We start from the raw sequence: 11,998 nt of genomic DNA, 5'->3' as shown, positions 1-11,998 counted from the left end.
ATTAATTGATAAGAATTTCAATTGTAGCTTAAAATGTGTATTTTTGCAAAAAAAAATTCAAAGATGCTCTTTACTAGTGTGATTTTTTTAAGTCTGTTTTTGCCTTTAGTTTTGTTGGGAAACCACTTCATTTCTAAAAAATATAAAAACTTATTCTTATTATTCTGTAATGTTATTTTCTATTCTTGGGGTGAATACCTTTTAATAGGAATTATGTTTTTATCCATTTATACCAACTGGCAATGTTCTTTATTAATAGAACAAGGAAAGAAAAAAGCAGGTATGTATATTGCCCTAATCATAAGTATTTCGTTGCTGGTGTTTTATAAATATGCTAACTTCGTTTTACAGAACATTGGAAGTATTTTTGATTTGTTTGATATACAATTTGACACGCAAATAAAAGGGGTAGCGCTTCCGCTTGGAATTAGTTTTTATACTTTTCAAACGCTTTCCTATACCATAGATGTGTATCGTGGGCAAATTAAAGCCAACAAGAGTTTTGTCAATTTTGCTGCCTATGTGAGTTTGTTTCCACATTTGGTTGCAGGTCCAATTGTTCGTTATGTAGATATTGATAAAGAATTAGAAGAAAGACATGTAAACCGCTCTAAATTTACACAAGGTTTAGAACGCTTGATTTTAGGTTTGGCGAAGAAAATGATAATTGCCAATACTTGTGCTTCTGTCGCCGATCAAATTTTCTCTTATTCTCCTGAATTTATTAGTTCTGGAGTCGCTTGGATTGGAATTATAGCCTATTCGCTTCAAATTTATTTCGACTTTTCGGCTTATTCGGATATGGCAATTGGTTTGGCTAAAATGTTAGGATTCAACTTCTTGGAAAATTTCAATTATCCTTACATAGCGGCTTCTATGAAAGATTTCTGGAGAAGATGGCACATTTCATTATCGACATGGTTTAGAGATTATTTATACATTCCGTTGGGTGGTAATAAAGTGTCAAGTAGTGCGATGTATCGTAATTTGTTTATTGTATTTTTTGCAACTGGATTATGGCACGGTGCGAGTTGGAATTTTATAATCTGGGGATTAATGCATGGTGTTTTCTTGATTTTGGAACGACTATTCTTAGAAAAAACATTGCAAAAACTTTGGAAACCCATAGGGCATATTTACACACTTTTAGTAGTAATGATTGGTTGGGTGTTTTTTAGAGCCGATACCTTACCACATGCAATTGCTTATTTGAAAAAGATGTTCTTTATCATGCCGGATACTCAGGACATTGTGTTTTATGTGCAAAATGTTTTGACCGCACAAAATGTAATCATCTTTGTTTTAGGGTTTTTATTCTCTTTACCGTTGTTTCCTTTCTTTCAGAAAAAATATAAAGAAGTATATCAAGACAGTAAAGTATTACAAGGAATGTATTATGCCACTTTAATTGGGTTATTATACATTGTAATGGTTTATTTATCGGTAGATACGTACAATCCTTTTATTTACTTTAGATTTTAAGAGTTATGAATATTAAGAACATATTTTTATATATAGCTTGTTTTGTAATGGTGGTTCCATCGTTGTTTTTCTTTTTTAAAACAAATGAAATTGAAGGATTTAAAAGCGAAAATCAAGCACCATTAGAGTTTAACAAAAAGCGTCCATTTGAGATGTTTGATACTTATTTCAAAAATAATTTTGCATTTCGAAATATTCTAGCTCAACAATATTTGAGTTTTAATGCCAATTATTCTAAAACAAGTTCATTACCAGACAAAGTAGTAGTTGGTAAAGAAGGGTGGTACTTTTTAGGGGATTCTTGGAATAACAATTATTCGGAATCAATAGGAGTAGAGACACAAAATGTGCCAAGACTTAATGCAACGATTGATCGAGTGTTGGACATGAAGAAGTTTTGTGACAGCTTAGGTATTAAGTTTTATTATTTCATACCTCCTAATTCGCATACGATTAATAAGAAATTCTTACCTGTTGTTCCAAACAAACGTCAGCGTAACATCGATTATATCTTCAATGCTTTGAAAGGAAAAATCGTTTGTATTGATGCTCGAAAAGAATTGATGGCACAAAATCAAAATTTTGATTTGTACTACAAAACGGATTCACATTGGAATTCCAATGGTGCCTTCATTGGTACGCAAAAAATGCTGTCGACGTTGAAGAAGGACTTCCCGAATATTAATTTACTGGATAAAAACAATTATACTATTTCGGTGAAAACTATCAATCAGATGGATTTGACCAAAATGCTGAATGAATATGCTGATGAAAAAGTATTTAAGTATAAAGCCAAAGTAAAACCTAATTTCGTTGAAACTCTAGATACCATCAATAAAGTTCCCTTGCGAAGAGTTAAAAATGATAAATATTCTTATAAAGGAATCTTTTTTAGAGATTCTTATTTTGAACATGTATTGCAATTTACCGACAATACTTTTAATGAAATCTTATATATTTCTTCACCTATTTTTGACAAGCAACGCATCGCTGCAGAAAAACCTGATTTTGTGGTTTTTGAAATTATTGAGAGAAATAGCACTTTTTCGGGAGTAAAAATTGAATAATAATAGAAGTAATTAATGTTGCAAGCAATTAAAAATTTTTTAAAAGTAGATTTTCACGACGATCGAATCTACGGATTTGATATCATTAGAACCACAGCCATTATAAGTGTTTTATTTGGTCATGGTGCCATGATTTTACCAGGGAAGCCAAATAGCTTTTATACACATGCCTATGAGTTTTTAGATGGCGTTTTTGTCTTTTTCATTTTAAGTGGATTCTTAATCGGACAGTTGTTAATTTTTCTTCTAGAAAATAGAGAAGTAAACAAAGCGACTTTAATCAATTTTTGGAAAAAAAGATTACTTAGAACAGTTCCTGCTTATTATTTTATCTTGATAGTTCTGATTATCTTATCATTGCTAACCATTAAAGGATTTGGGAATATCAAAACCTTATTCTACTTTTTATTTATACAAAACTTCTGTACCGGACATCCATTTTTTTTTGCTGAAGCTTGGACCTTAAGTATTGAAGTTTGGTTTTATATTTTAGTGCCTTTAACCATTTTTATTTTTAGAGGATACTATAAACTCAGCATTAAAAAATCAATATTATACGCCGTATTTATCTTTGTTTTAATTGGTTTTCTAGCCCGTTGGTATCGTTATTTAACCTTACCTCATATTGATGGAGCTGTGGTTGATTTAATGTTTAGAAAGCAAGTAATTACACGTATTGACAGTGTTACTTTTGGAATTCTTGGTGCGTATGTTTTCCGATTCCATCAAGATATTTGGCAAAAATGGCGCTATGTGGCTTTGGTAGTCGGTATTTTGGTGTTTTTATATACTAAATATCCATTGTTTGAACATGGTTATTTCTTTAGAGGTGTCCTTTTCTTTTCGCTACAATCTTTATCCTTCTTATTGATTTTACCATATTTCAGTACGATTAAAACAGGAAGTGGTCTCATTTATACCATTATTACAACACTGAGTTACGTGTCCTTTTCTATTTACTTAATCAACTTAAATATTGTTCAAACGTTTGTACTTGACAATATTGACTTTCAAAGTGTATTCGGAAATTCACATCTAATTGTAAAATACGTGTTGTACATGATAATTAGTATTGTTGGAGGAATTTACATGTACAAAAAGGTGGAATTACCTTTTATGAATATGCGTAAAAATATTAAGTAATTACACTTTAAATACTTTTTCTACCCAAGTTGTTAGGTGGTACTTGTGCTGTAAATCGGAAGAATATTCATTAGATGTGAATTCAAAATCGTTTGAATGTAAAGTCTCATCTTTCAATAAATTGATTTTTTTACTCTCAAAAATGTCATAATTGGCAATAATTGCGTTGTTGGTGACCACGTTTTTATTCAGTCCAATGGCTTCGAAAATACGAAAACTCAATCCCGTTTGATTTTTTCTAACAATATCAATAAGTGTTTTACTCTCGTTGTATTTCTGTAAGGTTTCCTTTTGTGTAAAACGATTTCGTCTGAAAGTAATGGTTTTATATTGATGGGTAAATCGATTTTTAAAAGCATACCAAGTAGCTTTTTTTCCAATAGCATAAAATGCAAAAGTTCTGTTTTGGCTTTTTAAGAATTGCCCAATTTGATCAACTTGTTCCAAACGTTCGTCAATCGAACCGATGTAAATACATTCGTTAACAATTGTCGGGTTGTCATACTCCTTGGGATTGAAATAGATATAATTAGAAGTTTCCTGAAAGCCGAAGGTTTTACAGTCGTCTTTATCAAACGAATAGATTTCATCAAAAATGCCATCCAATAAATGATCTATAGGACAACGCTGCATGCTGTCGTATAAATAGGCAATGTATTTGTGAGTGAATTTCTTTATTTCTAAATGGTATTCTTTATCGATTAATTCGGGGTTAATGACTAAAATCTGATCTTGTATCCCATTTCCTTGCAAGGACTTTAGAATGAATTCTTGGCGTTTTTTCAGCTTCGGATTGATGCCTAAAAAAACCTTAGAAAAAGTATTTCCTATTCGCTCGCCAATATTTTTGTATTTGAATTCACCAATCTTAATATGAAAACTATCAATTCCTTTTGCTTGTAAAGCCGTAACAATATGTTTGTCATAATTCCAATGATCAAAACTAATAATGCAAATTTTTTGTACCATCAATACTTATAGTTTTAGCCTTGATAAAAAAGTAGTCCAAAGAGAATCATTTATTTTGGCATTTGGGTCATAATTTTCAAATCTTTCGCTAATAATTTCCATGGCTTTGTTTGCGAATTTTTTCTCTGTAAAATAATTTTGAAATAATGTATAACAGTCTTTTTGCACTTCAATTACATCTTGTGCGCTTTTGTTTTGCCACCAAGCGGTAATTGCAGAACTCAATTCATTTTCATTTTTTGCAGTAATACAATATCGATTCCAATTGATTTCTTCTTCAAACGGTAATAACATATCACTATCTAGTAAAACAGGAATCCTTCCTAAGGATAATACTTGATAAAATCGCATTGAAAAGTTGCCTCGACCCCTATTGGATAAGTTAAAATGACTTGTTTTAATATTCTTCTTAAAATCTTCTTTGAGTTGTTTGTCCTGAGGTTTTCCACCCCAAAAATCAGTCCGTAATATAAAATTGGAAATAAGCTTTTCATTTTTTTGTATCGTTTCAATACAGGATAATCGTTTTCCTAAATTTTTTTTGATGGAACCACAAAAACCTATAATAGGTTTTTCCGTTTTTTCTAGTGCCTCAAGGGGTTCACTGAAACATTCCCAAATATAAGGAAGCACGTATTCTCGCCAATCGCGTTTGGATTTTTTTAAGGAGGTTCTGAACAAAACAATATTAGGATACAATTGAAACTTCGATTCATTGTCGGAAATCATAAAAATAACCACCAATTTTTTTTCATTCTTGTAAGAGTCAATTTTCTTTTGAATTTCTTTTTTATTAAAAATACCGACAGGAAAACTAGAACTGATGATAACATCACATTCTTCTTTGGTAGTTGACGAGAAATCCATGTTGTTATTTACAAATTCTGTAAATAGGTTGGCTTCCTCAAGATAAAATTTAAGTTTCCTCATATTTTTAGATAGGCTCAAAATCAAAATTACAATAAATATGTTATTGCGACTAACTATCTGAAAAAATCTCTTAATTTTGTTTGCTTAATAAGAACAATGGATAAAGACTTACACTATATTATTGAAAATTTTAATCAGGATGGAACGCTACTGGTAGAAGGAAAGCGAAACATAATTAAAAATTTTCCCTATAAAAACACTGTTGTCACGGTAAAATCGTTTAAAATTCCACTTTTACTTAACGGAATTATTTATCGTTTTTTTAGAGAATCTAAAGCCAAACGTTCTTATGACTATGCCAAAAAACTAGAATCTTGCAATATCGGTACCCCTAAACCAATCGCATTTTATGAAAATAAAACTTGGCTTCGATTAAAAGACAGTTACTATATCTGTGAGTTTTTGGAAGTCGATTATGTTTTTAATCAGCTTTTTAATGTAGACATCCCTGATTTAGAAAATATCCTACAACAATTTGCTCGTTTTTGTTTTAAATTGCATGATAATGGAATTGAATTTTTAGACCATTCACCCGGAAATACATTAATTAAAAAAGTAGGGGAGAACCAATATGATTTTTACTTGATCGATTTAAATAGAATGAAATTTCATAATGCAATGGATTTTGACACTCGAATGAAAAACATGAGTCGTTTAACACCCAACGAATACATGATTAAAGTGATCAGTTACGAGTATGCAAAATTGTATCATAAAAGTGAAGAGGAAGTTTTTAATTTAATGTGGAAATATACGTCACAGTTTTACCATAGAGCAGATAAAAAAAGGGCTTTTAAAGAAAAGTATAAATTATAATATGCAACACAAAGTATCGATTTCTATAATTACTTATAACGAAGAAAAAGTAATTGAAAAGTGTTTGGAAAAATTGTACTGGGCAGATGAAATTGTAGTGATAGATTCTGGTAGTACTGATAATACAGTTGCTATTTGTGAAAAATACAAAGCCAAAGTCATTTATCATAAATTCGAAAATTTTGGATTGCAAAAACAATTTGCACTCAATCAAACGAAAAATGACTGGGTACTTTCTTTAGATGCTGATGAAGTGTTGTCGGAAGAATTAATTGGAGAAATTAAAACGTTAGATTTTTCCAAAGCAAATGGCTTTCTAATTCCTCGTACGCATGTTTTTTTAAACAAAATATTTCATTATGGTGCCGAAAGCAAAAGACCAATTCTTCGATTGTTTAATAAACAATACGGAAAGTTTACTGAAGCGAAAGTACACGAAGTAATTGAAGTTACCGGAGCTATTGGTAGTTTGAAAAATGAAATGCTACATTATACGGTTTTTGATATTTCCACAGCCATCAACAAGCAAATCAAGTATGCGCTGCTAAGTGGTGAATTGTTGTTCGAAAAAAACAAAAAACCATCTACACTGAAAACCGTGTTTAAATTCAAATTCGATTTTATTCGCTATTATATCTTACAAAGAAATTTTTTAAACGGATACCATGGATTTGTATGGAGTATGTTTTCGGCTTTTTGCGGATTTTTAAAATACGCCAAACTAAAAGACTTGCATCAAAATAAATCGTGATAGGCTTGCATTAGTTGTTTGGCAATCACTTCGTCATTGAACTTTTGTACAAATTCAAATCCTTTTTCAGCCATTTCTTTTCTTTGGATTTCATTCTGCCAAAGGGAGTCAATTGTATTTTTTATTTCACTTACATCCATCGGATTTACATAACAAGAATCTGGACCTCCCGCTTCCGGAAATACACCCGAATTTGTAGTAATTACAGGAGTTTTGGAGAATAAGGCTTCAATGATTGGGATGCCAAATCCTTCAAATACAGATGGATAGATAAAAATGGTCGCCAATTGATACACGATTGCCAATTCTTTGCTGGTCAGTCCTTTTAAAAAGTGTACTCGGTGCTCCAAGTTATTCGCTGCACAATACTCGCGGATTTGTTTGCTGTAGTCGGTTTCTTTTCCAATCAGAACCAAATGTATATCTAAGTCTTTTATGGCTTTAACGATGGAAAACGCATTTTTTCGTTCTTCCAAAGTACCAACATTTAAAAGAAATTGCTTTGGAAGTTGAAACTTTTGAATGGCTTTTTCTTTCTCAGTTTCCGAATATTTTTGTTTAAATACTGCTTGACATCCTTGATAGATGACTTGTATTTTTTCGCTTGGTATTTTAAGGTATGTGATAATGTCTTCTTTGGTTTGTTCGCTGATAGCTATTACCAAATCGGCTTGATTTGCCGCTTTTTTGAATTTTAAATAATGAATTTTTCGATCAAAAAAAGAATACAAATTGGGATAGCGCATAAAAATCAAATCGTGTATGGTCACGACACTTTTTATGTTTTTAGCTTTCAATCCAGTAGGTAATTCTCCCGAAAGTCCATGAAAAATTTCTACTTTATCGTTTACTAGGTCGGATAAAATTCCTTTTTGTCTCCATAAATTATAAAACTTTTTATAGAACGGAGTTGCAGGTAGTTTTTCCACTACATTTTCAGAAGCATTTTGGAAAAGGACTTCCTTATTTTTTTTTGGATTGTAAAGCAAATACTGGTTGTCAGGATAAAAATGGGCCAGGATTCGTACTAAATCCCGGCTATAATTTCCCAAACCTGTTTTATTATGAAAAACGCGTTTTGCTTCGTATCCTATTTTCATTCTTAAACCGCTACATTATATTCTCTTAATGCATCATTAAGAGAGGTTTTTAAATCGGTTGAAGGCTTGCGTTTTCCAATGATAAGTGCACAAGGTACTTGGTATTCTCCTGCTTCAAATTTTTTGGCATAGCTACCTGGAATTACTACAGAACGAGCAGGGACAACTCCTTTATATTCAATAGGATTAGGACCTGTTACATCAATTATTTTTGTAGATGCTGTTAAGCATACATTTGCACCTAAAACCGCTTCTCTTTCAACGCGAACCCCTTCCACTACAATACAACGAGAACCTATGAAAGCACCATCTTCAATGATTACGGGTGCCGCTTGTAAAGGTTCTAAAACACCTCCAATTCCAACACCACCACTTAAATGAACGTCTTTTCCAATTTGAGCACAACTTCCAACAGTCGCCCAAGTATCTACCATTGTTCCTTCATCGACATAGGCCCCAATGTTGACATAACTCGGCATTAAAATAACCCCTTTTGAAATATAGGCACCATGACGTGCCACTGCGTGAGGCACTACACGGATTCCTTTTTCGGCATAGCCACGTTTCAATGGAATTTTATCGTGATATTCAAAAATTCCTACTTCAAAAGTTTCCATTTTTTGAATTGGGAAGTACATCACTACTGCTTTTTTAACCCATTCGTTTACTTGCCAACCGTTAGCTGTAGGTTCTGCTACGCGAAGTGTTCCAGCGTCAAGTAAATTCACTACTTCTCTGATTGTATTTTGTGTTGCTTCTTCTTGTAACAAGGCTCTGTTTTCCCAAGCTTGTTCAATAATAGTTTGTAAGTGTTGCATTTCTTATTTTTTTAACGGGTTTCCTTTTAATTCAATATATTTTTTAGCCATCATTTCGGCACCAGAAGTGTTTAAATGATTGAAGTTTCTGTACACTATGGTATTGTCGAGTTGAATATCACATTTTCCATCTTTGCACATCGCATCGTTTAAATCGATTACTATTAGTTCTGGAAATTTTTGTTTCATGACATATACGATGTAGTCATTTGGTCGTTCATACATCGGAATTCTAAAATCGGTATCCTTAAAAAACACCATATTGCCCGATTTTACCAATTTGGCTTTGTGTAAATTCAATTCGGTTGATGCTCTTAAACAATCAAAAATAACGACTTTTTTACCAAGTTTTATAAGTTCTCCGACAGTTTTTACAATCGATAAATAATTTGGACTGTTCGATGTACCTTGTTCGTCCCAATTGGCAGCGATATAAATCGTGTCAAACTGTTTGGCGTATTGTAATCGGTTTATAGCATATTCGGGTGGGAAAACAGGATTTCCATTTTCATCCAATTTATTTAAAACGGGATAACCTCCAGCGGTAGAATCGTGTAAATACAAGCCAGCATCTTTGGCTAAAATATCCAAGAAGGCTGCGGTGTGGTTTCCAAAAGAATCTCCAATTAACATTCCGTCCAGTTTTTCTTTTTTCACGCCTAAAAAGCATTCGTCACAATTTCCAATTTTGAATTGATCAAAACAGTTTTGTCTTACTTTATTCGGATAGTTCGCTTTAGGATTGAATTCGGCTAAATTTGGGAAACGATTCGGGAATCCATCTTTTGCGTCTAAAATTCCATAGATTGCTGCAATCAAGACTAATGATGGAACAAAAACATAAAGCATCGTGCGTTTGAAATCAAATTTGTATTTGATTCGGAAGGGTTGCTCGACATATTTCCAAGATAAATAAGAAAGTACAAATGTTAGCAAAATTGCTCCAATTCGAATAGTTCCTTCTAAATTTACACCTAAATATTTGATAAAAGTAAAGATTGGCCAATGCCATAAGTACAAGGAATAGGAGAGAAGCCCCACCCAAACTAATAGTTTATTCTGAAGTATCGTATTTAGTATTCCTTGATTTTCAGTTGTTTTTCCGGTATAGATTAAAAGGCAAGTACCCAAACAAGGCCAAAAGGCATTTAATCCCGGAAAAGCACTCCCTTTAGTCAACATGACTGCTGGTAACACAATCAACACCATTCCAATAATCGAAATAAAACCATTGTATTGTTTTGCAAAAGTTGGTAGTTTATCCCAATACATCGCCAAACATGCCCCCATTCCCAATTCGAAAAAACGAGCCGGTAATAGGAAATATGCCATGTTCATATTTGTTTTGGTCAGATAAATTGATAAGACCAACATTGCAATCACAAACAACACAATGAAAAGCAATCGGTTTTTCGTCGTTAAGAATTTATGTAAAACCAATAACAATACCGGCCACACAAAGTAAAATTGTTCTTCTACGGAAAGTGACCAAGTGTGTAAAAACGGAATTAAATCAGAGTTTTCAGCAAAGTAATCCTTCAAAATTACCCACAAATGGAAGTTATTGGTTGATAAAATAGTATGCAATAAAGTTCTCCCGTAGGATTCTAAATTATCGGCAAAAAGAATCAAATAAGCTGGAATAGTGACTATTAGCATTATAAAAACCAACACCGGAATGATACGTCGAATTCTGCGCAAATAAAACTGCTGAAAAGAAAATCGGTTTTCACTCATTTCCTTATCAATCGTCAACGTAATTAAATAGCCAGAAAGCACAAAAAACACGTCAACTCCTATATATCCACCAGAAAAAAGAGAAAAATTTGCATGAAATAATATCACTAATAAAACGGCAATGGCTCTCATTCCGTCGATGTCTGGTCGGTAAGAAATAGGTAACTTCATTCACAAATTTTACGCAAATATAATTCTTTTAACCAATAGCTAAATTCACTAAATACTGTATTTTTGTAAAAAAATGAGATGCCAAGAATCCTTGCTATAGATTACGGACAAAAACGAACTGGAATTGCAGTAACCGATGAATTGCAAATTATTGCTTCGGGTTTAACCACAGTTCCTTCAGATACTGCTTTAGCCTTTTTAAAAGATTACTTTGAAAAAGAAAAAGTGATGAAAGTTTTAATTGGTGAGCCCAAGCAAATGAATGGACAACCTTCAGAAAGCACTCCCATTATTGAAGCATTTGTCGAAAAATTTAAAACAGCATTTCCCGATATGCCTTTGGTTCGTGTAGATGAGCGTTTTACGTCTAAAATGGCCTTTCAAACGATGATTGATAGCGGATTGACCAAAAAACAGCGTCAAAATAAAGGTTTAATTGACGAAATTTCTGCGACCATCATGCTTCGGGATTATTTGTCTCGAAAAATGTTTTAATCCTCACTATTAAAAGGAAATAGTTAAGTTCTTAAAATTTTTTCCATGGCTTTGCCCTTAGCCAATTCATCGATGAGCTTGTCTAAATAACGAATTTGTCGCATGAGTTCGTTTTCGATTTCCTCAATACGGTGGCCGCAAATGACACCCGTAATTTTGGATGCATTCGGATGAATTTGAGGCGCTTGACCAAAAAACGTTTGAAAATCGACTTTGGCAGTTATAATTTGTTCTAATTGATCTTGATTATAACCCGTTAACCAACCAATAATGGTATCGACTTCAGCTTTGGTACGCCCTTTTTTTTCCGCTTTGGTAATGTAATGCGGATAAACACTGGCAAAGGACATTTTAAAGACGCGTTCGATTTGCATGATTGAAAAGATGAATTATGATGATTGGAAAAATGCATTTCTAAATAGTAAACAAATATAAGAATCAAAGTGCAATTCGCAATGTAATTATATTGTGGGCTTTTCTTTTGGCCAACCTGAAAAATGGTTAAACGTCTATTAAATT

The 11,998-nt window shown here is 32.6% G+C and carries 12 protein-coding genes; 6 read left to right on the top strand and 6 right to left on the bottom strand.

The genetic code is table 11. The features are described 5' to 3' along the window. Nucleotides 1–63 precede the first annotated feature (63 nt). The 3 genes from EQG63_RS06460 to EQG63_RS06450 are packed head-to-tail and all read left to right on the top strand — an operon-like array spanning nucleotide 64 to nucleotide 3,692. On the top strand, nucleotides 64–1,482 hold the full coding sequence (locus EQG63_RS06460; RefSeq protein WP_129435540.1) for an MBOAT family O-acyltransferase: 1,419 nt from the start codon (nucleotides 64–66) through the stop codon (nucleotides 1,480–1,482). Between the two features lie 5 nt (nucleotides 1,483–1,487). Next, complete coding sequence (locus EQG63_RS06455) at nucleotides 1,488–2,549, top strand: alginate O-acetyltransferase AlgX-related protein (protein ID WP_129435539.1); 1,062 nt, start codon at nucleotides 1,488–1,490, stop codon at nucleotides 2,547–2,549. A gap of 15 nt (nucleotides 2,550–2,564) precedes the next feature. Then, the gene (locus EQG63_RS06450; protein ID WP_129435538.1) at nucleotides 2,565–3,692 is read left to right on the top strand and encodes an acyltransferase family protein; all 1,128 of its coding nucleotides are present in this window, start codon (nucleotides 2,565–2,567) and stop codon (nucleotides 3,690–3,692) included. Here the strand turns inward: EQG63_RS06450 and EQG63_RS12360 are convergent, their stop codons facing one another. Further along, nucleotides 3,693–4,661 carry a hypothetical protein gene (locus EQG63_RS12360; protein WP_235827816.1) on the bottom strand — a complete coding sequence of 323 codons (969 nt, stop codon included), beginning with the start codon at nucleotides 4,659–4,661 and terminating at the stop codon, nucleotides 3,693–3,695. A gap of 6 nt (nucleotides 4,662–4,667) precedes the next feature. After that, nucleotides 4,668–5,591 (bottom strand): exostosin domain-containing protein, encoded by a 924-nt coding sequence (locus EQG63_RS06440; RefSeq protein ID WP_129435537.1) that lies wholly within the window; start codon nucleotides 5,589–5,591, stop codon nucleotides 4,668–4,670. Between the two features lie 96 nt (nucleotides 5,592–5,687). On the opposite strand from EQG63_RS06440, the gene EQG63_RS06435 reads away from it, so the two are divergent. Both EQG63_RS06435 and EQG63_RS06430 read left to right on the top strand, forming a co-directional pair. After that, nucleotides 5,688–6,407, top strand: a complete 720-nt coding sequence (locus EQG63_RS06435) for a lipopolysaccharide kinase InaA family protein (protein WP_129435536.1) — start codon at nucleotides 5,688–5,690, stop codon at nucleotides 6,405–6,407. 1 nt (nucleotide 6,408) lies between these two features. Continuing rightward, nucleotides 6,409–7,158: a glycosyltransferase family 2 protein gene (locus EQG63_RS06430; protein WP_129435535.1), complete on the top strand. Its 750-nt coding sequence runs from the start codon at nucleotides 6,409–6,411 to the stop codon at nucleotides 7,156–7,158. Here the strand turns inward: EQG63_RS06430 and EQG63_RS06425 are convergent. Genes EQG63_RS06425 through EQG63_RS06415 form a run of 3 tightly spaced genes read right to left on the bottom strand, consistent with a single transcriptional unit; the run spans nucleotide 7,143 to nucleotide 10,984 of the window. Next, nucleotides 7,143–8,258: a glycosyltransferase family 4 protein gene (locus tag EQG63_RS06425; protein ID WP_129435534.1), complete on the bottom strand. Its 1,116-nt coding sequence runs from the start codon at nucleotides 8,256–8,258 to the stop codon at nucleotides 7,143–7,145. The genes EQG63_RS06430 and EQG63_RS06425 overlap by 16 nt on opposite strands. A gap of 2 nt (nucleotides 8,259–8,260) precedes the next feature. Continuing rightward, nucleotides 8,261–9,076 (bottom strand): 2,3,4,5-tetrahydropyridine-2,6-dicarboxylate N-succinyltransferase, encoded by an 816-nt coding sequence (locus EQG63_RS06420; RefSeq protein ID WP_129435533.1) that lies wholly within the window; start codon nucleotides 9,074–9,076, stop codon nucleotides 8,261–8,263. A 3-nt stretch (nucleotides 9,077–9,079) separates the two neighbouring features. After that, nucleotides 9,080–10,984 (bottom strand): acyltransferase family protein, encoded by a 1,905-nt coding sequence (locus EQG63_RS06415; RefSeq protein ID WP_129435532.1) that lies wholly within the window; start codon nucleotides 10,982–10,984, stop codon nucleotides 9,080–9,082. A 78-nt stretch (nucleotides 10,985–11,062) separates the two neighbouring features. Here EQG63_RS06415 and ruvX point away from each other — a divergent pair, with 78 nt between their 5' ends. Continuing rightward, nucleotides 11,063–11,479: a Holliday junction resolvase RuvX gene (gene ruvX / locus EQG63_RS06410; protein ID WP_129435531.1), complete on the top strand. Its 417-nt coding sequence runs from the start codon at nucleotides 11,063–11,065 to the stop codon at nucleotides 11,477–11,479. A 23-nt stretch (nucleotides 11,480–11,502) separates the two neighbouring features. Here ruvX and EQG63_RS06405 read toward each other — a convergent pair whose 3' ends face one another. Next, nucleotides 11,503–11,853, bottom strand: a complete 351-nt coding sequence (locus EQG63_RS06405; RefSeq protein ID WP_129435530.1) for a DUF2200 domain-containing protein — start codon at nucleotides 11,851–11,853, stop codon at nucleotides 11,503–11,505. Nucleotides 11,854–11,998: the final 145 nt, after the last annotated feature.

This window comes from Flavobacterium amnicola, assembly GCF_004122165.1.
Taxonomy (GTDB): domain Bacteria; phylum Bacteroidota; class Bacteroidia; order Flavobacteriales; family Flavobacteriaceae; genus Flavobacterium; species Flavobacterium amnicola.
This window is presented reverse-complemented; position numbering and strand designations above follow the sequence as displayed.

Bases quoted from the DNA above. Each gene is read 5' to 3' on its own strand.
- EQG63_RS06415 (WP_129435532.1), bottom strand. From the start codon at position 10,984: ATGAAGTTACCTATTTCTTACCGACCAGACATCGACGGAATGAGAGCC.
- EQG63_RS06440 (WP_129435537.1), bottom strand. From the start codon at position 5,591: ATGAGGAAACTTAAATTTTATCTTGAGGAAGCCAACCTATTTACAGAA.
- EQG63_RS06450 (WP_129435538.1), top strand. From the start codon at position 2,565: ATGTTGCAAGCAATTAAAAATTTTTTAAAAGTAGATTTTCACGACGAT.
- EQG63_RS06430 (WP_129435535.1), top strand. From the start codon at position 6,409: ATGCAACACAAAGTATCGATTTCTATAATTACTTATAACGAAGAAAAA.
- EQG63_RS06425 (WP_129435534.1), bottom strand. From the start codon at position 8,258: ATGAAAATAGGATACGAAGCAAAACGCGTTTTTCATAATAAAACAGGT.
- EQG63_RS06435 (WP_129435536.1), top strand. From the start codon at position 5,688: ATGGATAAAGACTTACACTATATTATTGAAAATTTTAATCAGGATGGA.
- ruvX (WP_129435531.1), top strand. From the start codon at position 11,063: ATGCCAAGAATCCTTGCTATAGATTACGGACAAAAACGAACTGGAATT.
- EQG63_RS06460 (WP_129435540.1), top strand. From the start codon at position 64: ATGCTCTTTACTAGTGTGATTTTTTTAAGTCTGTTTTTGCCTTTAGTT.
- EQG63_RS06455 (WP_129435539.1), top strand. From the start codon at position 1,488: ATGAATATTAAGAACATATTTTTATATATAGCTTGTTTTGTAATGGTG.
- EQG63_RS06420 (WP_129435533.1), bottom strand. From the start codon at position 9,076: ATGCAACACTTACAAACTATTATTGAACAAGCTTGGGAAAACAGAGCC.
- EQG63_RS06405 (WP_129435530.1), bottom strand. From the start codon at position 11,853: ATGCAAATCGAACGCGTCTTTAAAATGTCCTTTGCCAGTGTTTATCCG.
- EQG63_RS12360 (WP_235827816.1), bottom strand. From the start codon at position 4,661: ATGGTACAAAAAATTTGCATTATTAGTTTTGATCATTGGAATTATGAC.